We start from the raw sequence: 26,516 nt of genomic DNA, 5'->3' as shown, positions 1-26,516 counted from the left end.
CTCACGGCGCCGCCGGGCAGCGGCCAACGCCGCCTGCGGCGGGCGGCGAAGCGGCCGCGCCGGCCCCATGGCCCGGCAGCGCCGGGCGCCGCCGATCGCGGTGGCCAAGGCCACCACGCTCTGAGCTGCCAAGGCCCACGGCCCGCCGAGCCGCGGCAAGACCCCCGCCGGCGGGCCGGCGGCGAGGTCCGGTGGACTGCCAGCGCCGCCTGCGGCGAGCGGCGAAGCCGCACCGCCGTGGCCGCCCTGGGCCCCGTCGAGGCCCGCCCCGCCCCGCGCGCGCACGAGCGCGCCGGCGCGGGCGGGCGCCGTGGTCGCCTGGCTAGCGCAGCGTCTCGTCACAGCAGCTGCTCCCTTCGCCGGAGGCCGGTGATCAGGGGGATGGCGAGGGCGACGACGATCAGGAAGAGGACCAGGCTCATCGCGGACGCCTGCGCGTAGAGGCCCTGGCCGAAGACGCGGAACATGTAGATGTTCATGACCTCCGTCGAGCCGGCCGGGCCGCCGCCCGTCGTGGCCTGGACGATGTCGAACGTGTTCATGGAGCCGAGCAGCGACGTCGTGACGTTGAAGGTGACGGCCGGCGCCAGCATCGGGAAGCGGATGGCGCGGAACATCCGCCAGGGTCCGGCGCCGTCGGCGCGGGCCGCCTCCAGGACCTCGCCTGGGATGCCCTTCAGCCCCGCGAGGTAGATCAGCATCGCCAGGCCCATCCACTTCCAGCCGTGCACGACGGCGACCAGCACGATGGTCCAGGTGGTGTCGCCGAGCCACGGCACGGCCGTGCCGAGCGTGTCGTTGACCGCGCCGTCCGTGTTGAACAGGGCCTGGAACACGTAGCCGACGGCCAGCGCCGAGATCAGCACGGGCAGGAAGAACACGGCGCGGAAGAAGCGGTTGAACCGGGTGTCCCGTTCCAGGAGCAGCGCGAGGCCGAGCCCGAAGGCGTTCTGGAAGAAGGCGGCGAGCAGCGCGTAGACGAGGGTGACGCGGATGGCCCGCCACAGCGTGCCGTCGTCCAGGATCTGCCGGAAGTTGTCGAGGCCGGTGAAGGAGATCTGGCTCTGGTAGCCGGACCAGTTCGTGAACGGGTACCAGAAGTTGAGGAGGTTGGGCAGCAGGAAGAAGCCGCCGAAGACGAGGACGGCCGGGAGCGCGAACCACCAGGGGTGGTGGACGGCCGCCCTCGGCAGCCGGCCTGGTGGCCGCCTGGTGGTGACGGGGGTCGCCATGGGCGGGCCGGCCCTAGAAGCCGTCCGCGCCCTGGGCGCGGGCTATGTCGTCGAACTGGTTCTCCACGAACTCGGCGACCTCGTCGGGGGACTTCTCGCCGTAGATGAGGTCGGCGAGGGCGACGTGGAGCTCGGGGGCGACGATCGCCCTGGCCTGGAAGACGCCGTGGGCCTCGGGCAGGGCGGCCACCTGGTGGTGGGCGGTCTCCGGCATGCCCTCCGGGTTGGGCACCGCCGGCTGGACGGAGGGTATCTGCCGGTCGGCGATGAAGTCGGGGTAGTCGGGGCCGAGCCAGAAGGCGAGGAACTGCCGGGCGGCGCGCTGCCGTTGCTCGTCGCCGGTGGCGAAGGCGACGACGCCGTTGGTCTGGTCGGGCGAGTAGAGGCCCCGCGCGTCGGAGTTGGCGATCGGGAACCAGCCGACGGTCTCGTCGATCTCCTCGGTGGAGTGCTGCGCCTGGAGTTGGGACTGGAAGGAGGTGACGTTGAGCGCCATGGCCGCGTCGCCCTCCCAGAGCGCCTCGGCCTGGCCGGTGAAGGTGCCGGTGCGGTAGTCGTCCTGGGCGAGTCCGGCGCCGAGCACGTCGTCCTGGTAGCGGGTGACGGCGTCGACGACGGCGGGGTCAGTCCAGGACTCCTCGTTGCGGTTGAGCCCGTCCCACCACTCGTCAGGCAGGTCGGTCAGCTGGACCTGGACCTGCCACTGGAGGGGCCAGCGGTCGCCGCCGACCTCGTAGAAGGCGGGGACGCCGGCGGCGTCCTGGACGGTCCCCGCGAGCTCCAGCAACTCGTCGTAGTTCTGGGGCAGTTGGTCCTCGGTGACGCCGGCGCGCCGGAAGACGTCCTTGTTGTAGTAGACGCCGAGCATGGCGGGGCTGGTGACGACGGCGGCGTAGCGGGTGCCGTCGACGACGCCGAGGGACTGTTCGGTGGGCCCGAGGTCGTCCACCCACGGCTCGTCGTCCAACGACAGCAGGTTGCGGGCGGGTTGGATGAACGGGAGGGTGCTGATGCTGGGCTGCCAGAACATCAGGTCGGGCTGGTCGCCAGCGGCCAGCCGGGTGGGGACGTTCTGCTCGTAGAGGTCGGGGATGGCCTCGGTGTTGACCGTGGCCCCGGTGGCGGCCTCGAAGGCGTCGATGACCTGGTCGGCGGCGGTGAGCGTGGACTGCGCCGTCCAGAAGGTGAGTTCGACGCCCGCGAGGTCGGCCAGCGGGTCGAGTTCGCCGCCACCGCCACCGCCACCGCCCGCGTCCCGGCCGGTGTCGTCGACGGTGCTGTCGCTGCAGGCGCCGAGGGTGAGGGCGGCGGCGCAGATCAGGGCCAGGGCGGTCGCGGTGCGTTTCATGGCGGAACCCTCCGGAGGGCGGCTCGTCGGGGTGTCGTGGGGTGTCGTCGTGGGTGGTGACCGTTGCTCTCGGGGAAGTCGGGAAGTCGGGAAGTCGGGGGTGACGCGGTCAGCGGCGCGGGGCGGGTCCCGTGCTCTCGCGGACGATCAGCCGGGGCGCCTCGGCCACGGGGTGCGGGGCGATCGGGTCGCCCCGCTCGACCAGCGCGTGCAGCAGCGCGAAGCAGGCGCGGCCCACGCCGGCGAAGTCGAGCCGGACGGTGGTGAGCGCGGGGGCGAGGTAGGCGGAGTGCGGGGCGTCGTCGAAGCCGACCACGCTCACGTCGTCGGGCACCACGCGGCCGGCCTCGCGCAGCGCGCGCAGCACGCCGAGCGCCAGGTCGTCGTTGCCGCACAGCACGGCCGTCACGTCGGGCTCGGCGGCGAGCCGCCGGGCGGCGGCGTAGCCGTCCACCGGCTCCCAGCCGCCCTCGATCGGCTCGGGCGCCGGCACGCCTGCCGCGGCCAGCGCGTCCCGCCAGCCGGCGGCGCGCTGGGCGCCGCCGCTGGTGCGGGTGGTGGAGGGGATGGCGAGGTGGTGGACGGTGCGGTGGCCGAGGTCGAGCAGGTGCCTGGTGGCGTCGCGGGCGGCGGCCCGGTCGTCGGTCCACACCCAGGGGCTGCGGGCTGCCGGCGGCTCGGCCGGGGTCTCCACGGCGGCCACCAACGGGGCGTCGGCCGGGGCGAGTTCGAGGGCACGGACGCCCGGCCTGTCGTAGGCGATGAGGATCAGCCCGCCGCCGGTGTCGGCGGCGCGCCGCAGCGCCTCGGTGACGAGCCGCTCGTCGTCGGACTCCAGCACGTGGATGCCGACGGCGAACGAGGCGGCGCGGGCGGCCTCCTCGATGCCCTGGAGGGCGGCGGCGTAGCCGTAGTGCACGGTGTTGGAGGTCAGCACGGTCACGGTCCTGGCCCGGCCGCTCGCCAGCGCGTGCGCGGTGACGCTGCGCCGGAAGCCGAGTTGGGCGATGGCGGCCTCGACGCGTTCGCGGGTGGCGGGCCTGACGCTCGGATGCCCGTTGATGACGCGGGAGACCGTCTGGTGGGACACCCCGGCCGCGGTGGCGACGTCCCGGATGCTGGCCGGGCGGCGTCCCCCGCTTCTTGTGTGACCGGTCACAGACATGCCAGGATTGTGACCGGTCACACAGGGGCCGTCAAGGCATCGGGACGGGATTTCGTGAGGAGCGACGCGGTGTCGGAAGACGTGCTGGCACAGGGCAGGGACCGGACGGACGAGGCGACGATACGGATCCGCTGGGGACACGCCGCGCTCGCTGTGGAGTTGGCCGCCGCGCCCGACGGGCCGCCGCGGCTGGTGGCCCTCGGCGCGCCAGGACTGGCCGAGGCGGGGGCCACCCCGCTGGTGGAGGTGCTGGCGCTCGGGCAGGGCAGCGAGTGGTCGGGGCAGCGGGGCATCGAGACGTCGATCGGCGCCAGGATGCGGCTGGTCGACCACGAGGCGTCCAGGGACGGGGACTGGCACCGGCTGGTGGTGCGGCTGCGCGACGACGTCACCGGGCTGGCCGCCGAGGTACTGCTCGACTCGCCCGACGGAGTGCCGGTGGTGCGCTCCCAGGTGCGGGTCACCAACGAGGGCACGGCCCCCGTGACGCTGCTCGCGGTCTCCTCGCTCACGCTGGGCGGGCTGCCCGCGCCGGACGCGCTCGACCTGCACTGGGCCGAGAACGACTGGCTGGCCGAGTGCCGTTGGCGCCACGAGCCGCTGCGCGCCCGGGTGCCCGACCTCAACCGGTCACGGAACGCGGCGGACAGCCGGGGCCGGATCGGCATGGCCAGCAAGGGCAGTTGGTCGACCGACGGGCATCTGCCGATGGGCGCGCTCGTCGAACGCGAGGGCGGCGCCTGCTGGTTGTGGGCGATCGAGTCCTCCACCGGCTGGCAGTGGGAGGCCGGCGAACGCTCCCCCGGCTCCTATCTGGCGCTGCACGGCCCCACCGACACCGAGCACCAGTGGCGTCAACCCCTCGCCCCCGGCGACTCGTTCACCACCGAGCCGGCCGCGCTCGCCGTCGCCGGCGACCTCACCGCCGCCTTCGGCGCGCTGACCGGCTACCGGCGCGCGGCGCGCCGGCCGCACCCGGACCACCACCGACTGCCCATCGTCTTCAACGACTTCATGAACACCCTGAACGGCGACCCGACGACGGCGAAGCTGCTGCCGCTGGTCGAGGCGGCCGCGCGGGTCGGCGCCGAGTACTTCGTGATCGACGCCGGCTGGTACGACGACGACACCCGGGGCTGGTGGGACAGCGTCGGCGCCTGGGAGCCGGCGGCCAGCCGCTTCCCTGGCGAGCGCGGCATCCACGAGGTGTTGGACCGGATCCGCGCCCACGGCATGGTGCCGGGGCTCTGGCTGGAGCCCGAGGTGATCGGCGTCCGCAGCCCGTTGGCCGCCTCACTCCCTCCGGAGGCGTTCTTCCGCCGCGCGGGCGTGCGGGTCACCGAGCACGGCCGCCACCAGCTCGACCTCCGCCATCCGGCGGCCGTCGCGCACCTGGACCGCACGGTCGACCGGATCGTCGGCGACTGGGGCGTCGGCTACCTCAAGCTGGACTACAACATCAGCGTGCCGCCCGGCACCGACACCGGCGGCACGACCAGCCCGGGCGCCGGCCTGTTGGGCCACGCCCGCGCCTACCGCGCCTGGCTCGCCGCGCTCCTCGACCGCCACCCGGGGTTGGTGCTGGAGAACTGCGCCTCGGGCGGCATGCGGATGGACGGCGCGATGCTGGCCACCACCCAGCTCCAGTCCACCAGCGACCAGCAGGACTTCCTCCGCTACCCGCCCATCGCCGCGGCCGCGCCGACCGCCGTGCCGCCCGAGCAGAGCGCGGTGTGGGCCTACGCCCAGCCGGAGTTCGGCACCGAAGAGAACGCGTTCGTGCTGGCCGGCGCGCTGCTCGGCCGGATCCACCTCTCCGGCCACCTCGACCGGATGGCGCCCGAGCAACTGTCCCTGGTGCGGGACGCGTTGGACGCCTACCGGGCGATCAGGGCGGACCTGCCGCGGGCCGTGCCGTACTGGCCGCTCGGCCTGCCGGGCTGGACGGACGACTGGCTGGCGCTCGGCCTCGCGGCCGGCGACACCCACTACCTGTCGGTCTGGCGCCGCGGCGGCGAGCCGCTGGCCGCCCTGCCGCTGCCCCGACTGGCCGGCCGCCCGGCCCGGGTCGAGGTGCTGCACCCCTCCGCGCCTCCCGGCACGGCGGCCTGGTCGGCGGGCGCCGGCAGCCTGACCGTCTCCCTCCCCCGCACCCCGACCGCCCTGCTGCTGCGGCTGACGCCGACGGGCCCCTGACCCGGGGCGTGGTGGCGGCCCGCCGGCGCACGAGGTCGGCGCACGAGGTCGGCGCGCGCGGCGGTGACCGCACGTCGGCTCAGCCGTCCCGCCCCTGCCAGGTGGTGACGCAGGCCTCGTTCCCCTCCCGGTCGGCGAGCACCCAGAAGGCGGGGGCGCGGGTCGCGGACACGAGCCGACCACCGGCCGCCAGCGCGGCCTCGATCCGGCGGGGCGCCTCGTCATGCGGAACGCTGATGTCGAGGTGGATGCGACTGCGCTGCGGACGCGGGCGGTCCATCCGCTGGAACCAGACGGCCGGTCCCTGCCGGAACGGGTCGACGAGCGGGTCCTCCGGCCCCTCGGCGCCCGCCTCGTCGGCATAGCCCAACACCGCCTTCCAGAACGGCCGGATCCCGGCGATGTCCAGGGCGTCGATCGCGATCTCCAGAATCTGGACGGACCGTGGTACCCCCACTCCGGCTCCGGGCCCCGGCACGAGCCCGGACTCGTCGGCGGCGGCGGAGATCCGCCGCGCGAGCTCGACGTCCAGGGTGGTGACCGTCGCGTGGTCCAAGGACTGCAGCGTGAAGACGACCCGATCGGGGCGGACGTCGACCCGGAGATGACGATCGGCGTCGTCGCCGCACACCGCGACGGCGTCCGCGGCCAGGCTGATCGCCCGAGCCAACGTCCCGACCGGAACCGCCGTCTGCAAGGCGCCGAGCACGTAGCGCCACCCGTGGTCCTGGACCGCCTCCGACGCTTCCCGCCGACTCACCGTCTGCTCCATGACCGCATCCTCGCAGCCCCACCGGGCGCATCACGTTCGCCCCCTACGAGCCCCAGCGGTGGTCGACTTGCGCCTCGCGCGACGTGAGGTATCACGGTGGTCCCATGAACGACCACGAGCCGCACCCCATCGGAGACGCCGCAGGCGGCACGACCCTGCACGACCTGCTCACCACGCAGCTGGGAATCGTCGAGCGCCAGGAGCGGCCTGCGGGCCAGGCCGGCGACCGGTTGCGGACTCGACGCCCTCCCCTGCCGGCGCCCGTCTGCGGCGGATCGTCGTCGAACTCGACCTTGAACTCCGGCAGGCCCAGGAGGAACTGGAGCAGTCCGGGAACGTCACCCGCCTCCCCAGCCCGCGCCGACGGGCGACTCGTCGGTAATCGTTCAGACTCGGAGAAGCTCTCTTCCGGCCTTGGGGAGGGGCCGCGCCCCGGACCGCCTGGGCTCAGCCCAGCGCGTCCATCAGGGCGGTGACATAGGCATCCAGCCGCTCCTCCACGGCTCGCCTCGTCAGCTCCGTCCTGCCCGCCTCGCGCCACGGCCTCGACACCAGATGCACTTCCTCCGAGCAGGCCAGCCCGTCCCGCACCTGCCAGTACAGCCGCTCGTCCGGGGCCGCGGCCAGCGTCCCGCCGGCCTCCTCGTACGCCTCAGCGAACCGCAGACCCCACGCCGGTCCGTGCAGCAACGCGAGATTGGTGGCGCAGTGCGCGACGTCGAGGTCAGCCGGGCCCCAGGAGGTCGCCGCCCAGTCGACGACGCCGCTGATCCGGGCCCCTGCCGGATGTGCAGGCGGCACGTCGAACAGCACGTTGCCGGGTTGGAAGTCCCGGTGCAGGACTCGCCCCTCGTAGGGCGGCGCGGGCCTGCGGATCACGTCGATCGCCGCGGCCCATACCGTCGCGTCGGCGCCCCGCGGAACGACGACGGTGTCGGCGGTCGTCAGCGTCACGTACGTCGGGGGTCGCTCGGCGGGTCGCAGCGCGTGGACCGCCACGAGCTGGCGGGCCAGCAGCGGGACGCGCGTCTCCACTCCCTCGTCATCGAGGACCGTCCGGCCCGGAAGATGCGTCATGAGGAGCGACGGATACTCGCAGTGCGCGGCGGTCGGATCAACCGCGACCAGTCGAGGAGCCGGTACGTCGGTCCCCTCGAGCAGGGTCAGGGCGCCCGGCTCCCTACCCATCGAGTCCGCGGCGTGCCCCACGTAGAACGGATCGACAATGCTCCGCAGCACCAGATCACGGGTGCCGCCGTCCCGCGTGCCGATGGTCAGCCTCCGCACCTCAGCGGTGATGCCGCCGTGCAGCACCTCGGTGCCGACGACCCGTTCACCGGCCTCCAGGTGCCGGCTCACCCAGGCCAGCGTCAACGGTCGAACAGCCGCCGCTCCATCGTGGTTGATCACCGTGCCACCTCATCATCCGGACGGTGCTCCGAACAACCCGACAACCTTGATTCCGACAACCCACTTGCCTAATGAACGCCGGGAGGTGCCACAGGCCGGCGGCGTAGCCGCCCTTGCGCAGGCTCATCAGGACGTGGCCGTCGTCGATGAGCACGAGATGGACGTCGCAGATGCGGCGGTGCCGGGTGATGGTGACAGGGGCCACGTGGTGACTGCTCTCGTGCGGGGTTGATGGGGCCCCTGATGATGACCGCGCGGCATGGTGGTGCGCAGCCGGCCGTCCCCCGGAGTGGTGACGCCCGTCAGGCCGCCAGGTACAGCACCCCGAACGGTGGGAACTCCCGCCGCTTCTCCTTGAATCGAGCCAGATCCAGCACCTCCGGGTAGACGAGCGCGACACGCATGAACCCCTCCCATGAGCGCAAGGCCGTGAAGTTACGGCCACGCTCTCTCGACTCATGAGGCCATCGCAGGCAATGGACACGCGGGTGTGACATTAGGGTCGCGAAACGCGCTGGGAGATGGGCCTAACGTCGCACCCGCGAGCACCCGCCCACACACCAGCCCGCAGCCACACTTCACGGCCTTGCCCCTCAACGAGCCGGTGACGTGCGGGCGCCCCCCTTCCGCCGCTCGGCCCGCGGCAGGCAAGGCTCGAAACAGAAGGGCGTTCTCCGCCCGTTACCAGGACACCGCGGCCGCCTCTCCCCACGCAGCAGCCTGTGCCCGGTCCGCCCGCCGTGCGCGCATCGCGCACACAGCCTCGACTCACCCGAACTCGACGGCTACGGTGGAGAGTTGTCCGTTCGCGCGGTCCCGAGGGCGGGGATGCACGTCAGCACCCCGGCATGGGGCAGCCCACGAACTCACGGCCGCCGGGTTCCCCACCCCGAGCGCCGAGGCCGCCTTCACACCGCCCGGACCAGCGAGGAGTCGGACACGCGTGTCAGGCACTGCAGACGGACCGGAAGCCGTCGCGTCACTCGCCGCGGAGCTGCTGCGCCGCCGGGACGAGGACCAGCACGTGCGCGGCCTGCTACCGGACGCCGGCCCCTGGCCGGCCGACCTGGTCGACCGCATGCACGCCATCGACGCCGACAACACCGGGTTTCTCCGGCAGGTGATCGAGCGCCACGGCTGGCCCAGGAGCTCACTCGTCGGCCGGGACGCCGGCGACGCGGCCTGGCTCCTCGCCCTTCTCTACTCTCTTCATCGGTGTCGGGTTCTAGGCAGCGATGGAGGACTTGAGTGGGTGCACAGGCGGGTTGGCTGGTTGAGTTCTACGACCTGAATCGGGCTCTTGCGTCGCCGGACGAAGCGTGGGCCGGGGAGTTCGGTGACCTGTTGGAGCGGGCGCAGAGGAACGGGGCCCGTCACCGGACTCCCTTCTTGTTCCCGGCGGATGAGCGGTTGCCCGATCCGCGAGTCAATCTCTACTTCCGTAAGAGCAAGATCGCCTCCAAGCAACCGTCGACCTGGAGGCGGTACGCCTATGCGCTCGCCGTGTGGCTGGGCTTCCTCGACAACCTCGGCGTCTCGTGGGACGAGGCCGCGGCGGAGGACTACACAGACTTCAAGTTCTGGCGGATCACCGATGTCCGCAACGATGAGCGGATCGAGCCGACATCGTTCGATACCGACCGGGCCGCGCTGAACTCCTTCTACTCGTGGGCTGGTCCTCGCTACGGGTGCGTCAACCCGGTGGCGACCGGCGACGTCCTCGGCACTGCTGATCCGGACGATATGGCTGGCGTCCGGAGTCGTCGTGATCCGGTTCGCCCGGCTGGCGCGACGCGTCGGAGGGTGAAGTGGCTGCTGCGTGGCGCGTTCGAGCAGTGGCGGGACGTCGGCTTTCGTAGCTACGGCTTTGACGGGTTGCGGGACCAGAGGTGGCGGGGTGCCAACGAGGACCGGGACTGTGCGTTCGTCGACGGGCTGTACGGCACGGGGCTGCGTCTGGAGGAGTGGGGCAGTGTCCTGGACGTCGAACTCCCATCCGTCGACGCTGAGGGCCGGTTTCCCCGCGCGTATTTGGCCCGTGCTTGCACCAAGGGCAGGCGAGAGGGACGTGAGTACCGGGTTCCCGCCGGCGTTGTGACGTCCCTGGCGGGCTACCTGGACCCGATCGAGGGGTCCCGCGCGGAGGCCGTGCGCCGGGCCCGGCGGGCGGGCCGATACGAACGGATCCCAGGGATGAGGATCGTCACCCGGTTCAATCGGCAGGCTCGCACGTTGACGGTCCTGACGGCCGAGGGCAGCAGCACTCTATCCCTGGACGTCCTGGGTCCGGAGGAACGTGGATTGCTGTTTCGCCAGAGCGCCGAGGGCTTGGAGCCGCTGGCGGTCTGGCTCGGGGTGAACGGGCTGCCGATGCGAGCCCACAGCTGGGAGAAGCGGTTCAGCGAGGCCAACAAACGGGTCGCCACCGCGTGGGAACGGGCTGGCGGGAGGGGTGCGGTGCCCCTGTTTTGCCGTCCGCACATGTGTCGGCACTCCTTCGCCCTGCGCTGGTTCTCGATCTTGTCGCTGGTGTGGAGCCTGCGAGTGGAGGGGTTCACCGACGCCGAGCTGCGCGAGTTCCGGGACCAGTTCGGCGATGTGTGGTTCCAGCTGGCTGGGCTGTTGGGGCACGCCAGCCCGCAGACGACCCGGGACTGGTACCTGGAGCCCTTCACCGCGCTGGAGACGGACTATCTGATGTCGCTGCTGGATGAGGAGGAGCACGCGGCCGTCGGCAGACTGGCGGAGCGAATCGGGGCCGGCAACGACCGGGTGCTGCGCCGGGTCAGCCCGTCCACGGCGGCACGCCCCGCGTGGGAGGGGCTGTCGTGAGCCGTCGTGGCAGGCGTGCTTCGTTGCCTGCGGCGGGTTGGCGGCCCCCGGAGCGCCTGGTCCTCACCGATGTCGAGTGCACGGTGCGGTACATCGATGAGAAGGGGCGGCACGCGCGGGTGTTCGACTTCGCGGCCGTGCCTGTCGCGGTGGAGCTTCAGCGCTGGCTGGCTGGGGTGTTCGCTGCGGCCACCGGGCCGCGAAGCGGCGTGAAGAGCATCAACACGGCCAACTCGTACTACACGATGTTGGTGCGGTTCGCGACGTTCCTGGGGAAGAGGAGCGACCCGCCGCAGCGTCCGGAGGACATCTCCGCGGCTGATGTCTCGGCGTTCAAGCTGTCGCTGTCGCCGGGCTCGCGGCTGTCCTCGGCCTGGCGGCTACGGACGATGATGCGCCACGCGCCCCGCCTCCGTTCGGCCGCACGCCAGGCGATCCTGCACGGGCGGCTGCCCCAGCTAGAGGGGGAGGTGCTGGCGTACAGCGATGACGAGCGGCAGCAGATCCTGACCGCTGTGCGCCGCGATGTCCGATCGGCGCGCGACCGGATCCGCGGCGCCCGCGCGGTGCTCGACCGTTTCCGCCGCGGGGAGGACATGTCGGGCGAGGAGGAGGGGCTTGGCCTGGCCCTGGATGTGGTCGACCGCACCGGGGATGTCCCCTATGACGGCGCGGGCCGGCCGGAGCAGTGGATGCAGCGGTACGGCGGGGCCGGCGCGGTGGTGGCCCGGCTGTGTCTGACCCGGCTGGAGGCGGCGGCGTTCTCGCTGCTGCTGGTGGACATGACCGCCGAGAACTTCGGAACGGTGGCGACGTGGCCGGCCGCGCACTTCCGTCCTGATGGTGGCGGGGCGGCGGTGCCGGCGCTCGCCTTGGTGGAGGGGGTCAAACCCCGGCGTGGGCCAGATCGCGAAGACATGGTCACGCCGGTGGAAGACCTCCCGGAGAGCCTGGCCGGGCTGCTCGTGGAGGGCGACGAGAGCGAGGTGAGGCTGTTCCGTTCTCCGCTTCGCGTGTACCTGCTGTTGCTGGAGCTGACCGAGCTCTCCCGCCGGCATGGGGGTCACGGTCTGGCATTCGGGTATGCGCGAGCCACGAAGATCAGCGACGGCCGGTGGGCCGAAGGCGTCAAGTCCGTGCACACCTCGGACTGGGCGGTCGGACGAGGCTTCCCGCTCCCACCCCGACGCGGTACTCCAGGGCCGGGCCGGGATAGCGGTGCCGGCGGGGCTCCGGATGACCAGGCCCAGGAGCCTGCGGCCCGGCCGTACGTCGAGGTGCTGCGGCTGCGGCAGACCGCGCTGGAGCGGATGGGACGACCGGTCGCGCACAGCCGGCGAACGCTGAATGACCGCTACCTGCGGCGCAGTCCGGCGGTGCAGAGCGAGAGCCGTGACATCGTCCGGACCGCTTTGGAGGAACAGGTCACCAAAGCCCGGGAGCACCAGAAGGTGCCGGTGTTCAGCGCCGCGTTCGTGGCGATGGCCGAGGCCGAGCCGGAACGGGCCGCGGCCGAGGCGGGCCTGGAGGTCGGTGTCCTGACACGGATGCTGGCCGGTGGCGAGGACACTGTCTTGGCCAGCTGCGCGGACAACCACGATGGGCCCGACACGCCGCCCGGCGAGCCGTGTACGGCGTCGTTCCTCGCCTGTCTGAGCTGCCGCAACGCGCGTGCCCTTCCGCGTCACCTGCCGGTGCAGGTCTACGTCCACGACCAGCTCAAGCAGCTCCGCACACACATGGACGTGCGGGTGTGGGACTTCCGCTACGGCGATGCCTTCGCCCGGTTGACGCACCTACTCGGTGCACCGCACTACACCGCAGCGGATCGGGAGCAGGCCCGCACCGACCTGTCCGAGCGCGACCGGCATCTGGCCGATGACTTCCTGGAGGGACGATGGGATCTGTGAGGAACACCCTGATATCAGGCGCGCAGGTGGACACGGGTGAGGTGCCCTGGCCCGCCGCGGACACGGTCGTGCTGCGCGGCCGAAGGTTGCGCATCGACGTGGTGCGCGCGGAGCTGTCGCGCTTCGGCGACGAGGCGTGGGTGCTGGAGCACGCCGAGACCGACGTGCACTGGGTGGGTAGGCGCCTGAACTGGGCGAGGTTCCCGCGGCGCTTCACCAACCCTGCCAAGGCGTTCGCCCTCGCGGTGCTCGACCACCCTCGCCCGCCCACCCTCACCTTGGGCCCGCCGGGAGACTCGGTCGCCCTGGACACCCTGCGTATCTGGACCGGGGATCTCCACGTCTTCACCCAGTGGCTGGTCACCCAGCGCATCCGGCGCCTGTGCGACGTCACCCAGGACGACCTCGACGTCTACCTCGTCCATGTACTGGGGATGGCCCGCAGCCCCGGCCGCCGTGCCGGACTCCTTCAAGTCGTCCGCGTGCTGTGGGCCTACCGGGACCACCTGCCGTCCTCGTGCCGCCTGCCCGCACCGCGGCCATGGGGCTCCGCGACCAGCAGGGAACTGGCCGACGCCGTGGTGCAGGGCCGGCACAACCGCACCCTCCGGATCCCGCCGGAGACGATGGAGTCCTTGCTGGCCTGGGCCCTGCGCATGGTGGAGGACTTCTCGCCCGACGTTCTCGGCGCCCTCGGCGAGCATCGCCAGCTGCTGGGTGGCAGCCATCCCGTACCGGCGTCGTTCGCCCAGGGCCGGGGCAGCCCGGTCGTAGAGCGGGCCGACGCCTACCTCCGGCAACTCGCCGCCGCCGGCGCCAGCCTGCCCGGCAGGGCCGATGAGCACGGTGACATCACCCTCGACGCCGAGCACCTCGCGCGGCTGCTGGCAACCCAAAGCCACCAGATCCGCCAGGCATCATCGGCCATCGCACAGCTCGCGAAGGACCATGGTGTGCCTATCGCACCGGACGCTTATCTCGGCACCATCACCGGGCTCCTGCACAGCGCGCCCTGGCGGAGTCGACCGATTGGCGTCCGTGAACTGCGCCCTCTCGTGAGGCATCTGGCGGCCGCGTGCTTCATCGTGATCGCCTACCTGTCGGGCATGCGCCCCGGGGAGGCGCTGGGGCTCCGTCGCGGCTGCCTGACCACCGACGACCAGGGACGCATGACCGTGCAGGGCCGTCCCAGCAAGGGAGCCGGGCACGACAGCGGCGACCTGGAGGAGGCGACGAAGTCCTGGACCGTGGTGGGGCCCGTGGCCAAGGCGATCGGTGTGCTGGAGGCACTCACCGACTACCCCCTGCTCTTCCCGTGTTCCAGGTGGCAGGACACTCGCCGCCTGCGCGAGTACCGAGCGGCAACCCCGCAGGACATCAACAAGGCCGTGCGCGCGTTCGTCGTCTGGGTGAACGACTCCTTCCACCGGCCCGGCGAAGGCCCGACGATCCCGCCAGACCCCAGCGGCCGCAACCTCCACGCCTCGCGCTTCCGCCGGACGCTGGCGTACTTCGTAGTCCGTAAGCCCGGCGGGTTGATCGCCTGCGGCCTGCAGTACGGCCATATCCACAGCCGCGTGACGGCCGGCTACGCGGGGCAGGCGGAATCCGGATGGCTCGATGACCTGGCCGTCGAGCGGCTGGAGATGGTCATCGACCAGATCGAGGACGACCTGGCCGCCCTGGATACCGGCGAGCACGTCAGCGGACCGGCCGCCGAGGAGTACCGGCGGCGCCTGACGCGGACAGCTCACTTCGCCGGACGCGTGGTGAACAAGGTCCGCAACGTTGAACGGCTTCTCGCCAGCGCCGATCCCGCCATCCACCACGGCCAAGCCATGACTTGCGTCTACCGCGCTGACACGGCCGCCTGCCGCCGCATCCGCCTCGATGCCGGGCTGCCCGCCGAAGGTCCGGAGGAGTCCGAGTGCCGCCCCACCTGCCAAAACCTCGCCTACACCGACCGCGACATCGACGCCCTGCACGACCGGCTCGCCCGCCACGAGGCCACAGCCAGGGATCCGCTGGCACCGCGCCCACGGCGGGAGCGCGCCCAGGCCCAGATCCAGCACACCCGCGGCATCATCGACCAGCACCAAGCCAGCCGCCCCACACACGACGGCGACACGACCGAGACGAGCCGCTGATGGGCGGAAAGCCGCGCGATCTCGCCGCGGACCGCGCGGCGATCACCGCGGCGACCGAGCGGCTGCTGGCCGGAACCCCCCTGCGGTCGAGCACCGGCAAGCTCACCACCAGCGAACTCGCCATTGAGGCCGGCCTACGCCGCGATGTCGTCTACGGGCACACCGATCTCGTGGAGCGCTACCAGGCTCAGGTGAAAGCCCGCGAGGCCATCCCGGAGGCCATGGCAGCTATGGCCCGCGAGTTGGAGAAGGTGCGCGAGAAGTTGAAGTCGGTCCGAGCAGAGCTGGCCGCCGAGCGCAACACGACGGCCTTCCTCCGACGGGCCGTCACCGAACTGACCATCGAAGGCGCGACGACCTCCAGGCAGTCGCATGGGCAGGCCCCGCGTGGCGTCACCCCGCTGACCGCCCGCACACGACCCGACCGGCCCCGGCGCACGTGACCGCCACCGACAAACCCGGCATGCGGCGCGCCGATCCCGGCTGGGAGCCCACTTCTCCAGGCCGGCTTGCGGTGCTGCGCACCGGTGGTCACGATGACCGCCCGCGTGGCTGCCTACTGGAGGTCTGGGAGGGCGTCGGTGCCGCCGTCGGGCGGGGGACCTCCGTTGTCCTGGATAACGTCCTCCGGGGTGTTGCCGCCGCCCTTCCACTGGGCGGCCACCGCCGCCTGCTTCGCCGGGGACTGCTGCTGCAACCATGCCAACTGTGACCCGGTGAGGATGTCGAGGAAGTTCTCAATCGCGCTCATCCGTGCTCCTTGAGAAGAGGCTTCTTCCTTCCCTTCATAGCGCCCACAGGCCCCTCGCGCTCCGTGCGACGGGCCCGCCCGCCGCGGCACGTTTGAGTAACAGCGTGAGGAACTGCGCAGCTCATACGGAGTGCCACCAAGCCGGACCCGGCCCCGATGGCCAGCCGCCCGGGCAACGACGTTCACTCGCATGGATGGCGGGTCAGACGCGCGTGGAGTACAGCAGTACTCGGGCTCGGCGATCAGACGACTGTCAGGCAGTTGCCCACACCCCACGACGACGTGGGCCACTCGGATGAGGGGCCTGATGGACTCGGGCCGGACTGGGCCGTGTGGCGCGCTGCGCTGTTCAGGCGAGGGTATGTGGCGCCAGCCCGGGAGGCTGGGGTGGATGGCGGCACAATCGGCCCCGGCGGTGCGGCACCGGGACTGCGGCTGCCCCCGTCGCCGAGGGATTCGCTCACCGCCCGGTGGAGGTAGGAGCATGATGCCAGCGGATCCCCAGACTTGGCTTGACATGTCCTACGACGACTACCTCGCGGGTCAGACCCTGCCGTTCCTGCGGGTGGAGAGGGATCCCAGGCCGGAGGGCAATCCGGCGACGGGATTCCTCGCGGAAGTCCTTCACGCGAACGATTTCGGTGACGACGCCCTCGGTCCGCCGCAGGTACGCGCCCTGCGGCGGGCCCTCCTGGTGGACTACGGGCGCTACCTGGAGGCGGGCATCAGCCTCTCCGTCCTGGACGACCCCGGACGTACCGGGGACGTCTTCGACACCTACTCCAAGCTCCTCAGCCGCATCCTCAACGAGGTCTACAAGAAGGACTCTTCTGTGGGCAACCTGTGGGTGCGCACCGGAGAAGGAGCGACACCGGAGCGGCTGAGGGATGTGCTGGCGCGCAATCTCCTGGTGCCGCTGTCCCCGCTCTCCGACCAGATCGGACGATGCCTCGACGAGGCGCTGATGGCGAAGCTGAACGAGGAACGGGGCAAGGCCACCAGCTCAGACGAGCGCGAGCGGATTACACGCGAGTTCATGGAGTCCGACGGACTGACGTGGCTGACCCGCGAGTTGGACATGTCCTGCCGAGAATCCGGCTTCCGGTACACCGACCTGTTGACGAAGATCCGCGCGGTCAGCGGGTTCGGCACCACGGTGTGGCAGTACCTCAGAGGCGACGCGCAGTTCACGGACTTCAAGGTCGGCGGCGAGAGCGCGAACACTGGTAAGGCGTTCACCGAAGCGCTGAAGGTCGTCAATGAGAGTTTGGGCGACCCCGTGGCGCTGCGGGAACGGTTCACGGAGTTCGCTGCCAGGACGCGCACCGAGCTGTTCGACAGCCCGTTCACCCGCGACCGGCGCGAACGCGTCCCGGAGGCCCTCGCCGAGGTGTGTTCCTCCAGATGGCAGTACGAGGACGCCGCCAACTACCGGCTGGGCTTTGGACAGGTCGTGCAACCCGAGGGGGTCCTCGGCAAGGCTTTGGCCCTGGAGCTTCAACGGCAGCTGGACATCCACGGGGGTGTCAACGGCCTGCCCCGGGTGAACGCGCCCATCGGCGATCTGGGACGCCCCACCACGATCTTCGACACCGGACTCGCGAGGATGCCCGACGCGTTCCGGGCCGCAGGCCTGGACGACGCGTTGCGCGACCACCGGCTGGAACACGGCACCGGTATGAACCGGTGGGAGCTGTACGGAATGTTCGCGGTGGAAGCCGCGGCCAAGGGCCTGCCGAGCGCCGGGGCCCAGTCCGGGGGCACCTGCGACATCCTGCTGGCCTTGAGCTGTCTCAGCCCGGAATCGCTGTACGGGAACCGCGAGACCGTGCTGCCGGCCACCGTCGGGATCTCGGCGTTCATGAATTTCGGCGCCTACCACACGTTCGCCGAGACGTTCCCCATCGGGCAGTGCATGGCCGAAGACACCGCAGAGGGCAACGAAAACGTCGGGTCGTCCCGCCCCAGGCACTACGAGCCCACCATCGACGAACGACGCGCCGACTCCCTCTACGGCGCGTTCCATCAGGCAGTCGAGGAGTTCGCGGGAGAAGCAGCTGCGGCGCGGACTGACGGGTACCGGGCGGTGTACGACATCCTCCGTCTCCCGTTGGAGACCTCACGCGTGCCCGACCGGGTCCTGCACGAGGCCACCGGCGCCGGCCCCGGGGCAGATCAGGCCCAGATGGGGGATACCGGGTTGCCGGACCGGGAGGACGTCGAGGTCGGGGACGTGAGGCGAGACCAGGGCCGAACCGAGCCCGAGTACCTTCCTCAGGACCCTATCCCAGGACCGTCCTGGGCGCCGGATCCATGGGTGTTTCGCGACCTCGGATGAATCCTGCTCTTCGTCACCCCCGCCCTCCGGCAGGCAAGAGAGCAATCCCCCTCAGGGGTCCGAGGTAGACCCGACCAACCGAACCGCCAGGAAAGGATCACCCGCATGGCACCGATCACCCGGGCCAACCACGCCGTCGCCGCCAACCCACGCAACGTGCGCCATGTCTCCCGCCGAGTGATCACCGCGTCCCCAAAAGAACAGATGCTGCTGAACGTACTATTCGAACTGTTCGAGGAAGTGAACGCGGCAGGCAAACCCAACGCGCGCGTCCTACGCGTGGGCACCCTGGGCACAGCCGTCGAAACCGAACAGATCTATCACAGCAGTGCAGTTGATCACATCCTCGATCTAGTCGAGATCCGAGTCGAACCCACTCGGGTGCCCGGTTCTGACGAGAGCAAGACAGATTGGGCCGACTGGCAGCTGTCCGCCTTCTCCCCGATCACCGCCGACGAGAAGACCACCCTGAGCACCTCCACGTCCATCGGCGCCAGTCTCGGCTTCTTCGGCGACACGCCCACCGGAGGCATCAGTTACAGCTACACGACAGGCAAGTCCTGGACCGTCTCCGACTACGAGGTACTCGCCCGGCCGAGATTCGATGGCGACATCGGCACCGTGGCAGAGTGGAGATTCAAAAGAACACAAAAGGATTCTAAACCTGCCATTGCGCGGTCGTCGTTCGCGCCTTACGTTGAGGCCGTGTTCAGCCTCAAGGCAGATGCGGCGCGCCGACGATACTCCGCCATCGAGGTCTTCCTGGGCGCGGAATTCGTCAACGCAGATGGGAAACAAACTAGCCAAGAAGACGGTCAGCGCGGCCTCAGTTTCTTTTACGTGATCGACTGGGAGACGGGAGAGGTCTACGCGCGCGAGCACAACGACAATACGGAGTACCCTCTCTTCGCCGCCGACACGTACGGTGAGTTCACCTACCGACCGCCGTCCCCGGTCGGCGTGGTGGTCCTGCCCTCACCCGGCAAAGCCGCAGGCGTGCGCGTTCCCGACAGCGTGGTCGGGGCATACGCAGGCGGATACGACCTCACATGCTTGGACGGAACGCCCGTCGACTCAGCGTGGAACACCCAACGCCGCCACGTCGAGTTCGTGCCCCGGGAGGACAGCCCCGGACTCGGCGCCGTCGTCTACATCTCACCCCGCGGCCACACCGGCGGATTCATCACCCAGCACGCGAAGTCCGAAACTCACAGCGTAGGCACGTTCCACATGGCGCGCGACCTGGGCCTGCCTGAGATCCCCGACGCCGTGTGGCTGCCGAAGAGCCTCGACGGTATGCAGAGGGGGATCTGGGCCGATCGCAACTACGGCCTCGTGAATTCCATCAACAACAAGAAGTTGCTCGACCGCGGGGTTCTGCCGGTGTCCTGCGCGGGCATCACGGCGGGCGCCTTCTTCGACCGGCATGTAGCTCGCGGCGTCGCCGTGATCCGCAACACCCTCCAGGTGGTCGACCTCAGCACCGGAATCGTCACCCTCGGGAAGACTGACTGGCGTGTCAAACTCCCCAATGGAACCGTTAAGGACCTTCTTGCCGCGGTCCAGACCGTCCTGGGAATGCCGCTGCCCGCCGCCATCGTGGGCATCGACAGCGCACTCCTGCAGAAGGTCAAAGAGGAGAAGAAGACAGAGGAGGATCAGGAGGAGGACGATTCTGCCGCCTGCCTATTCTTCATTTCCGACTCCCGCATCGCCGCCGTGAACCTCACCGCGACCATCGACAACAAGACCCCGACACTGCAATCCACGACGTGGGTAAAACTCGCCGGAGGGGCCGCCTGGCCCGACATGACTGCTGACAGCACGAACGATCACGCTTTGAAGGCATGCTTCGATGCCTGGCCGAAGGGCATCCCTTACCTGGCGACCGGCTGCTGTTTCAAAGACCCCGAAACCAGCTACTGGTTCCACCCGGCCTATGCCGTCGACTCCTGACGACCACACCCACCACGCCCCTGCGCGATCCCACAGGCCGCCGCGCACCAACCGAGCGAATACGCGTGGACAAGCAACCGCCGACCTCACGGACGGCAGCAACGATCGCCCCCGTGCCAACGGCATCTCGTCCGGGTAGAAGAACGAAGTCCTCTGCGAGGCGGGATCGCTGCGTCTTTCACGTCACGCCGACTGAGCAAGCACCCCGACGTGCCCACGGCCCGCCCGCGCCGTATACGGCTGGCCGGTCGGTGTCTCCAGGAAGGCGGGTCGTGGCTTGCCCACCGTCCGCCCTCTCGACACCTGATCCTCGACAGAGCACTTGACTAGTGAATGGCCCAGCACGCGGACGCCGACCCGCAGTTCCAGCGACGCGCCAGAGACCTCCTCGCCGAAGCCGTGGCCCGGGGAGAAGCCTCACGAAGCCATCTCGCCTACCTCACCGACCGCTGCCTCGTCCACGAAGGCCAGCCGCAGCTCTACGGGACGCAGTACTACGACAACTTCGACGGCGCGGGCATGCGCCCCCGCCCCATCGCCGACCCCGACCACCTCGACGAACGACGAGCGGAAGCCGGCCTCGGCCCACATGCCGAACACGACGCCCGCATGCGCGACCGCCCCTGACTCGCAGCGTCTCCGCGAACCGGCCGTCGCCGAACTCCACGCCCTGGCGCCGGTCATGGCGCCGAGGACATGCGGATCGTCGCCCACTGCACAGCAGCCGACATGACCGAACGTCGCCTCGTTCCTGCTCCCGGCCCCCGGGAGCAGGAACGCAAACGGTTGGGATCATGGGCTCTGCGCCATCGAAGGGACTCCAACTCGATGCGGGTAGACGCCACCACCAGGACAACTGGGCTTCCCATGCCCGCGCCTGTCTCGCGATGGGTCACCGATCTCCTGCCTGATCCGGTCACCCTCACGGACACCTCCTGGCCCCGCGCCGATTCCAGGGTCTGGCGCGTGGCATCGTCCACCGGTCAGGTCTACGTCAAGGTTAGCCCCACTCCGGAGAGGTACGCACGCGAGGTGCGCGCGTACCGACACGTGGTGTGCGCGCTCGCGGACAGCGAGGCTCCACGCCTACTCGCCGCCGATCCCGACCTGTTGGCCCTCATGACCTCGTCGCTGCCGGGGAGAATCGTCCGAGGGCTCGACCTGCCCGGCGAGGCGGAACTCCGGGTGCACGAGCTGGCGGGCCGCCAGCTGCGCCGGTTGCACGACCACGACCTGCCTGCCCCGACGACCGCGCGCGAAGGTGTCGTGTCGCGGATGACCGAGCAGGCCACCGAGGCCGAAGCGTGCCTTCAGCGGATCGGCCAGGAACTTCCCGGCGCGCAACGTGCATGCGTGGCGGAGGTGGCTCGCCGTCTGCCGGACCTGGCGAAGGCGCTGCCTCTCGTCCTGCGGCACGGCGACTACTCGCCCCGCAACTGGCTGTGGGACGCGCCGTCCGGCACCCTCGGTCTGATCGACTTCGAGCAGACGGCACACGGACTCGCCGTGGAGGACCTGGTGTGGTTGTGCGGCGCGCTCTGGCCGAGCCGCCCGGAACTCGAGACGGCCTTCCTCGCCGGCTACGGACGAGAACTCACCGACGCCGAGCAACAGGTACTGACCATGCTCGTCGCCCGCCTGGCCGCCTCCTATCTCAACACCGGCCTGAGCAAGCAGGAGCCGGTCCTCATCGACCGGGGGCGCAAGGCCCTCGCCGAACTGGTGAGCACGCGACGAGGAGCGGCGGGACATTCCCGTTGACCGGCAACCCGGGGGCCGACCACGCTGTTGGTGTTCTCACCCGGACCAGCTATGCCGAATGAACCGAGGCCGGCGTGACAAGCCGAGCGCGTTCGTGAAGGTCACGAGCCACCGGGTTCTTGAGGTAGGGGCGGATGAGTCCGAACATGGCCCGCATGTGCTGATCAGTACGCCCCGACTGGATCAGCGGGTACTCATCCAACGCTTTCCCCCACGTCTCACATGCGGCTTCCAGGTGTCCGATCTCGAATTGGCGCTCCGCCAGGATCGCTCGATTCCGCACTCTGATGCGCCGATAGACCTGAGGGCGCAATCTGTCGGACCTCTGCATAGCTTCCACCGCCCCAACCGCGTCGCCCAGTTCGTAACGCACCTGAGCGGTGTGATAGTTCAGCGCGGCTGGATCGTAGGAACCGAATGCCGTCGTCCGAGACTCCGCTCTGTCCATGGCGACTTCCGCGTCTCGCAGGAACCGCAGCGCGTCATCGCGATCGCCCAGCAGTGCAGCCGCGTGGGCCTGTTGCCCCGCGAGAAACGCGCGCATACGCGGCCCGGCGTGCGGGGAGGCGGCAGCGGCGGCATCGGCCATTCGCCTGGCCTGTTTTCCGTGTCCGAGATCCACCGCCTGCACGCTCATTCCTCGCAGGGTGGTGCAATACGTCAGATGGTCCTGCGCGGAACCGGCAAGCTCCAGCGCCTTGAGGTAATACTGCTGAGCCAGACCGTGAACGCCTTCATCAACGGCCATGTATCCGGTCAGGTAGCAGAGGTCGGAGGCAGCCGACATCATCGCCTGGCGCACTGACTCCGAGGCGTCGCAGCGCAGATAGGGGGCCACGGTGTTCACGAGAAAGGCCGCGGCCATAGGGCGTGCGTGCCGCCCACCGAACTGGTCGTCAAGCTCTGAGATTCGCTCGGTCATCGCGATGACCATCTCGACCTCGGACATTCCGATCCGTCGCGGCCTCCCAACGCGGGCAACCTCCATGCGCCCGACGGCATCGGGCCAGTTCGGGACGGTCAGAGCAACGGAGAACAGACTGGCGCCCAGCACACCACGCCGCGACGGGTCCATATCGCGTCTCGCGAGATCGATCAGCCCTTCCACCGTACCCAGATGGCCGTTCGACTGACTCGACGGTGAGGGAAATCCTGCCTCCGCGTGGGAGATAGGACGTCCCAACCGTCGCGATAGGGCCTCAAGGATCACTCGCCGTGCAGATTCCTTCGGCATATGCCCACGGAGCCACTGATGGGCAGACGGCTCCCGGTACTTCAACGGCGTGCCCTGCTCGGTACCCACACGATTCACGGCCTGGGCGAGCTGACGGAGAGTCCACCCGGTTTCTTTGTACAGCCGTTCGAGATCGCTGTTCGGCTCCGGCTTGCTCACCAGCCTCAACTCCCCTGGCGCTTAAAACTCTTAAAAGCCGCCTCTCCTGCCACCGTACCCCGATGGCGCGCGAACCGGTTGCCTTGGACAAGAAGAACCCCCGCGACCGATGTGCCGTCGGCCCGGGGGCGTGGACCACCTGAAAGTCAAGAGAGGCAGGCAGCCGTGAGCAAGCGTAGCCACGGTCATCCGAACGTGGGATCTCTGGTGCGAGATATGGCCAGAGATCGCGTCGGCATCTACATGGGCATGGCAGGGCCGTTCGCCATGCTCCGCCCGATCGGTGGCGGCAAGGAGTGGGAGGCACGTCCCGAGGACGTGCACCGGACCGAGTGCCACGCGTGTGCCGCGGGGGTGGGGTCGTCATGACGCGGGCGCGGTACCGGTTTCGTGAGCATGTGTTCGGTCCGGACGAACGTCCCGAGGCGCCGCCGCCGCGATTCGTCATGCAGTGTGTGACGTGTGGGTTCTTCGGCCCCAGGACGGAGGACACCGAGGACGGCTCCGACTGGGCCGTCGGGCATCTGCGGGAGAACGCCGGGCACCTGGACTACATCGGGCATGCCACGCGCTCCTACCGGTTCGAGCTGGAGGGCGTCAATCCGGGCCAATACAGCTAGCGGGTGGCGAGCCGCTCCAGCAGGGCGGCGCTCCGCGCCAGCAACGCCCGCTCCTCATTCGTGAGTTCGGCCTCGATGGCCTGCGCGAGCCAACCGGCCCTGCGGCCGCGCTCCGCTTCGAGCGCGGCCCGGCCCGCGTCCGACAGCTCGACCAGCGACTTGCGGCCGTCCGTGGGGTGCGCCCGGCGCGTGACCAGGTTCTGTTCCATGAGGAGCCCCACGGCCCTGGCCATCGACTGGGGGCGTACGCGCTGATCGGCGGCGAGGTCGCTGGTGGTCATGGCGCCGTTGCGGTCGAGTGCGCCGAGCACGGCGACCTGGCCCAGCGGGATGCGGTCCTCGTGTTTGACGCGCCGGGTGAGCTTGCCCATCGCGGTGCGCAGATCGGCGGCGATGGCGGCGGCTTCCGAGGTGGGCATAGGGCACTTTACCCCGTTGGTCAGCAAAGCTGCGCACCTGATCTGCACAGCAAAACTGAGCAGCAAAACTGCGCAGCACTGCTGTACGGTTTGGTGTTGTCGGGCTCAGCGCCAGCGCTGTCGCAGCCGGGGCCACGGCACACGACAACGGGAAGGACCTCTCATGTCCGCAGAGGCAGTCGGAACCGTCGACGCCGCCATCGAAACCGTCACCGCCCGCCGGATCATCGACAGCCGGGGCAACCCCACGGTCGAGGTCGACGTCGTCCTGACGGACGGGTCGCTCGGGCGCGCGGCCGTTCCCTCCGGCGCCTCCACCGGTGCCCGGGAGGCCGTGGAACTGCGCGACGGGGACTCCACACGCTGGCACGGCAAGGGCGTCGACCGCGCGGTTGCCCACGTCAACGGCGAGATCGCGGCATCCGTGCGCGGCCGGGACGCGGCGGACCAGCCGGGTCTCGACGCCGAGCTGGTCGCCCTCGACGGCACCCCCACGAAGTCCAGGCTCGGCGCCAACGCGATCCTCGGCGTCTCGCTCGCCGCCGCCAAGGCCGCCGCGGCGGCAGCCCGCCAACCCCTCTACCGCCACCTCGGCGGCGCCGACGCCCACCTCCTGCCGCTGCCGATGATGAACATCGTCAACGGCGGCGCCCACGCCGACAATCCGCTGGATTTCCAGGAGTTCATGATCGTGCCCGTGGGCGCGGACACCTTCGTCGAAGCCATCCGCATGGGCAGCGAGGTCTTCCACACCCTGCGCCGCGATCTGCTGGCCGCCGGGCACTCCACGGGCGTCGGCGACGAGGGGGGCTTCGCGCCCGCGCTACGCACCGCCGAGGAGGCGCTCGACTTCGTGATGACCGCCATCGAGCGCACCGGCTACCGCCCCGGCACGGACATCGGCCTGGTCATGGACCCGGCGTCGTCGGAGTTCTTCCGCGACGGCGTGTACGACTACGCGGGCGAGGGGGTGCGCCGCACCTCCTCCGAGCACGCCGACCACCTGGTCAAGCTCATCGACGCCTACCCGGTCGTCTCCATCGAGGACCCGATGGCGGAGAACGACCTGGACGGCTGGCGCGAGCTGACCGCCCGCGTCGGCGACCGCTGCCAGCTCACCGGCGACGACGTGTTCTGCACCAACGAGACGCTGCTGCGGGAGGGCATCCGCACCGGCGTCGGCAACTCGGTCCTGGTCAAGGTCAACCAGATCGGCACCCTGACCGAGGCGCTCGCCACCGTGGCCACGGCTCACCAGGCGGGCTGGACGGCCGTCATGTCGCACCGCTCGGGCGAGACCGAGGACACCACCATCGCGGATCTGGCCGTGGCAACGGGCTGCGGCCAGATCAAGACCGGTTCGCTGTCCCGCTCGGACCGCACGGCGAAGTACAACCAACTGATCCGGATCGAAGAGGAGTTGGGCGCCTCGGCGCGCTTCGCTGGCCGCTCGGCACTGCGTCGGGCGTGAGTGGAAGGCACGCCACCGGTCCCACGCGCCCTCGTCGGTGCGAGCCGGGAGCGTGGCGGTGAGGCGCGCTCAGACGTAGAGGGTCGCGAAGGCGACGACCACCGCGAGGACGGCCAGCAGCAGGCCGACGAACAGGCCGGTGAGGACGCCGTTTCCCTCGTAGCCCGAGAGTTCGACCTTCGTCGGCCTCGCGGGGTCGTAGCGGACCCGGATCGTGCTGCCCACTCCGGAGTCCGCCCCGGGCGGGTGCAGCCTGCCGGACTCGGATCTGGCCTCCACCCGGGCACCGCCCGGCGGAGTGAAGGCGACCACGGGAAGGAAGCGGGGCTCGCCGTCGGCGTCCTTCTCCTCGTCCACCCGGACTATCTCGGCCTCGATCCAGCGCCCTCGCGCGACGAGGCGGTACTTGTCCCGCGCCCCCGCCAAGAAGGCCAGGGACAGCCCTCCGAGCAGGAGGACGAAGACCCATCCGACGAGCTGTTCCCAACGCATGCCCGCAGGTTACGGCCTCGCCGGCCAAGTGGCGCCACCGAGGTGACCGGTGGGTCGTCGTGGTGGCGAACATGTCAGGATGAACGCCGTCGCGATCATGAACGGACCAACCGGGGGGCGCAGCCGTGAGTTTCCTGAGTCAACCTCTATGCCGCCAGAGGCGTGTCGGCGGTCATGTTGATCTTGCCGTTGGCTTGATGAGTGACGGGGTCGTAGCAGGTGCCGTCGCGCCAGCAGGCCCACATGACCCGGAGCCAGGCTCGGGCGAGGATGCGGATGGCGTGGGGGTGTCGCTTCTGGCGG

At 70.2% G+C, this 26,516-nt stretch carries 22 protein-coding genes; 13 read left to right on the top strand and 9 right to left on the bottom strand.

Going from position 1 to position 26,516, the window contains the following annotated elements:
* Window positions 1–338: 338 nt before the first annotated feature.
* The 3 genes from ACYVPE_RS32895 to ACYVPE_RS32885 form a co-directional block, all read right to left on the bottom strand.
* Window positions 339–1,232 (bottom strand): carbohydrate ABC transporter permease, encoded by an 894-nt coding sequence (locus ACYVPE_RS32895; RefSeq protein ID WP_461037448.1) that lies wholly within the window; start codon window positions 1,230–1,232, stop codon window positions 339–341.
* Window positions 1,233–1,245: 13 nt separating this feature from the next.
* Window positions 1,246–2,580, bottom strand: coding sequence for an ABC transporter substrate-binding protein (locus tag ACYVPE_RS32890; RefSeq protein WP_461037447.1), 1,335 nt, complete (start codon window positions 2,578–2,580; stop codon window positions 1,246–1,248).
* 109 nt (window positions 2,581–2,689) lie between these two features.
* Window positions 2,690–3,745, bottom strand: coding sequence for a LacI family DNA-binding transcriptional regulator (locus ACYVPE_RS32885; protein WP_461037446.1), 1,056 nt, complete (start codon window positions 3,743–3,745; stop codon window positions 2,690–2,692).
* An 81-nt stretch (window positions 3,746–3,826) separates the two neighbouring features.
* Here ACYVPE_RS32885 and ACYVPE_RS32880 point away from each other — a divergent pair, with 81 nt between their 5' ends.
* Window positions 3,827–5,941, top strand: coding sequence for a glycoside hydrolase family 36 protein (locus ACYVPE_RS32880; RefSeq protein ID WP_461037450.1), 2,115 nt, complete (start codon window positions 3,827–3,829; stop codon window positions 5,939–5,941).
* A gap of 79 nt (window positions 5,942–6,020) precedes the next feature.
* Here ACYVPE_RS32880 and ACYVPE_RS32875 read toward each other — a convergent pair whose 3' ends face one another.
* Together ACYVPE_RS32875 and ACYVPE_RS32870 are read right to left on the bottom strand one after the other, a co-directional pair.
* Window positions 6,021–6,713 carry a VOC family protein gene (locus ACYVPE_RS32875; protein WP_461037445.1) on the bottom strand — a complete coding sequence of 231 codons (693 nt, stop codon included), beginning with the start codon at window positions 6,711–6,713 and terminating at the stop codon, window positions 6,021–6,023.
* A 447-nt stretch (window positions 6,714–7,160) separates the two neighbouring features.
* Window positions 7,161–8,123: a phosphotransferase family protein gene (locus ACYVPE_RS32870; protein WP_461037444.1), complete on the bottom strand. Its 963-nt coding sequence runs from the start codon at window positions 8,121–8,123 to the stop codon at window positions 7,161–7,163.
* Between the two features lie 943 nt (window positions 8,124–9,066).
* Here ACYVPE_RS32870 and ACYVPE_RS32865 point away from each other — a divergent pair.
* The 5 genes from ACYVPE_RS32865 (at window position 9,067) to ACYVPE_RS32845 (ending at window position 15,455) form a co-directional block, all read left to right on the top strand.
* Window positions 9,067–9,414 (top strand): DUF6624 domain-containing protein, encoded by a 348-nt coding sequence (locus ACYVPE_RS32865; RefSeq protein WP_461037443.1) that lies wholly within the window; start codon window positions 9,067–9,069, stop codon window positions 9,412–9,414.
* Window positions 9,372–10,955, top strand: coding sequence for an integrase (locus tag ACYVPE_RS32860; protein WP_461037442.1), 1,584 nt, complete (start codon window positions 9,372–9,374; stop codon window positions 10,953–10,955). Before ACYVPE_RS32865 ends, ACYVPE_RS32860 begins: the two co-directional genes overlap by 43 nt.
* An 83-nt stretch (window positions 10,956–11,038) precedes the next feature.
* Window positions 11,039–12,865 carry a hypothetical protein gene (locus ACYVPE_RS32855; protein ID WP_461037441.1) on the top strand — a complete coding sequence of 609 codons (1,827 nt, stop codon included), beginning with the start codon at window positions 11,039–11,041 and terminating at the stop codon, window positions 12,863–12,865.
* Complete coding sequence (locus ACYVPE_RS32850) at window positions 12,862–15,012, top strand: hypothetical protein (RefSeq protein ID WP_461037440.1); 2,151 nt, start codon at window positions 12,862–12,864, stop codon at window positions 15,010–15,012. Before ACYVPE_RS32855 ends, ACYVPE_RS32850 begins: the two co-directional genes overlap by 4 nt.
* On the top strand, window positions 15,012–15,455 hold the full coding sequence (locus tag ACYVPE_RS32845) for a hypothetical protein (protein ID WP_461037439.1): 444 nt from the start codon (window positions 15,012–15,014) through the stop codon (window positions 15,453–15,455). Before ACYVPE_RS32850 ends, ACYVPE_RS32845 begins: the two co-directional genes overlap by 1 nt.
* A gap of 113 nt (window positions 15,456–15,568) precedes the next feature.
* Here the strand turns inward: ACYVPE_RS32845 and ACYVPE_RS32840 are convergent, their stop codons facing one another.
* Window positions 15,569–15,763, bottom strand: coding sequence for a hypothetical protein (locus tag ACYVPE_RS32840; RefSeq protein ID WP_461037438.1), 195 nt, complete (start codon window positions 15,761–15,763; stop codon window positions 15,569–15,571).
* Window positions 15,764–16,280: 517 nt separating this feature from the next.
* On the opposite strand from ACYVPE_RS32840, the gene ACYVPE_RS32835 reads away from it, so the two are divergent.
* The 4 genes from ACYVPE_RS32835 (at window position 16,281) to ACYVPE_RS32820 (ending at window position 21,818) form a co-directional block, all read left to right on the top strand.
* A complete protein-coding gene (locus tag ACYVPE_RS32835; protein WP_461037437.1) occupies window positions 16,281–18,101 on the top strand; it encodes a hypothetical protein in 1,821 nt (606 codons plus the stop codon).
* A 105-nt stretch (window positions 18,102–18,206) separates the two neighbouring features.
* Window positions 18,207–20,057, top strand: coding sequence for a hypothetical protein (locus ACYVPE_RS32830; RefSeq protein WP_461037436.1), 1,851 nt, complete (start codon window positions 18,207–18,209; stop codon window positions 20,055–20,057).
* A 333-nt stretch (window positions 20,058–20,390) separates the two neighbouring features.
* On the top strand, window positions 20,391–20,684 hold the full coding sequence (locus ACYVPE_RS32825; RefSeq protein WP_461037435.1) for a DUF6624 domain-containing protein: 294 nt from the start codon (window positions 20,391–20,393) through the stop codon (window positions 20,682–20,684).
* A gap of 201 nt (window positions 20,685–20,885) precedes the next feature.
* On the top strand, window positions 20,886–21,818 hold the full coding sequence (locus ACYVPE_RS32820) for an aminoglycoside phosphotransferase family protein (protein WP_461037449.1): 933 nt from the start codon (window positions 20,886–20,888) through the stop codon (window positions 21,816–21,818).
* Window positions 21,819–21,867: 49 nt separating this feature from the next.
* On the opposite strand, the gene ACYVPE_RS32815 is transcribed toward ACYVPE_RS32820, so the two are convergent.
* A complete protein-coding gene (locus ACYVPE_RS32815; RefSeq protein ID WP_461037434.1) occupies window positions 21,868–23,211 on the bottom strand; it encodes a tetratricopeptide repeat protein in 1,344 nt (447 codons plus the stop codon).
* Window positions 23,212–23,427: 216 nt separating this feature from the next.
* Here ACYVPE_RS32815 and ACYVPE_RS32810 point away from each other — a divergent pair, with 216 nt between their 5' ends.
* The gene (locus ACYVPE_RS32810; RefSeq protein ID WP_461037433.1) at window positions 23,428–23,580 is read left to right on the top strand and encodes a hypothetical protein; all 153 of its coding nucleotides are present in this window, start codon (window positions 23,428–23,430) and stop codon (window positions 23,578–23,580) included.
* On the top strand, window positions 23,577–23,831 hold the full coding sequence (locus ACYVPE_RS32805; protein ID WP_461037432.1) for a DUF7848 domain-containing protein: 255 nt from the start codon (window positions 23,577–23,579) through the stop codon (window positions 23,829–23,831). Before ACYVPE_RS32810 ends, ACYVPE_RS32805 begins: the two co-directional genes overlap by 4 nt.
* On the opposite strand, the gene ACYVPE_RS32800 is transcribed toward ACYVPE_RS32805, so the two are convergent.
* The gene (locus tag ACYVPE_RS32800; protein ID WP_461037431.1) at window positions 23,828–24,250 is read right to left on the bottom strand and encodes a MarR family winged helix-turn-helix transcriptional regulator; all 423 of its coding nucleotides are present in this window, start codon (window positions 24,248–24,250) and stop codon (window positions 23,828–23,830) included. The two genes, ACYVPE_RS32805 and ACYVPE_RS32800, sit on opposite strands and share 4 nt — an antisense overlap.
* Before the next feature lie 163 nt (window positions 24,251–24,413).
* Here ACYVPE_RS32800 and eno point away from each other — a divergent pair, with 163 nt between their 5' ends.
* On the top strand, window positions 24,414–25,721 hold the full coding sequence (gene eno / locus ACYVPE_RS32795; RefSeq protein ID WP_461037430.1) for a phosphopyruvate hydratase: 1,308 nt from the start codon (window positions 24,414–24,416) through the stop codon (window positions 25,719–25,721).
* A 69-nt stretch (window positions 25,722–25,790) separates the two neighbouring features.
* On the opposite strand, the gene ACYVPE_RS32790 is transcribed toward eno, so the two are convergent.
* Window positions 25,791–26,213: a DUF3592 domain-containing protein gene (locus ACYVPE_RS32790; RefSeq protein ID WP_461037429.1), complete on the bottom strand. Its 423-nt coding sequence runs from the start codon at window positions 26,211–26,213 to the stop codon at window positions 25,791–25,793.
* Window positions 26,214–26,516 lie beyond the last annotated feature (303 nt).

This window comes from Streptomyces mayteni (genome assembly GCF_054783955.1).
This window is presented reverse-complemented; position numbering and strand designations above follow the sequence as displayed.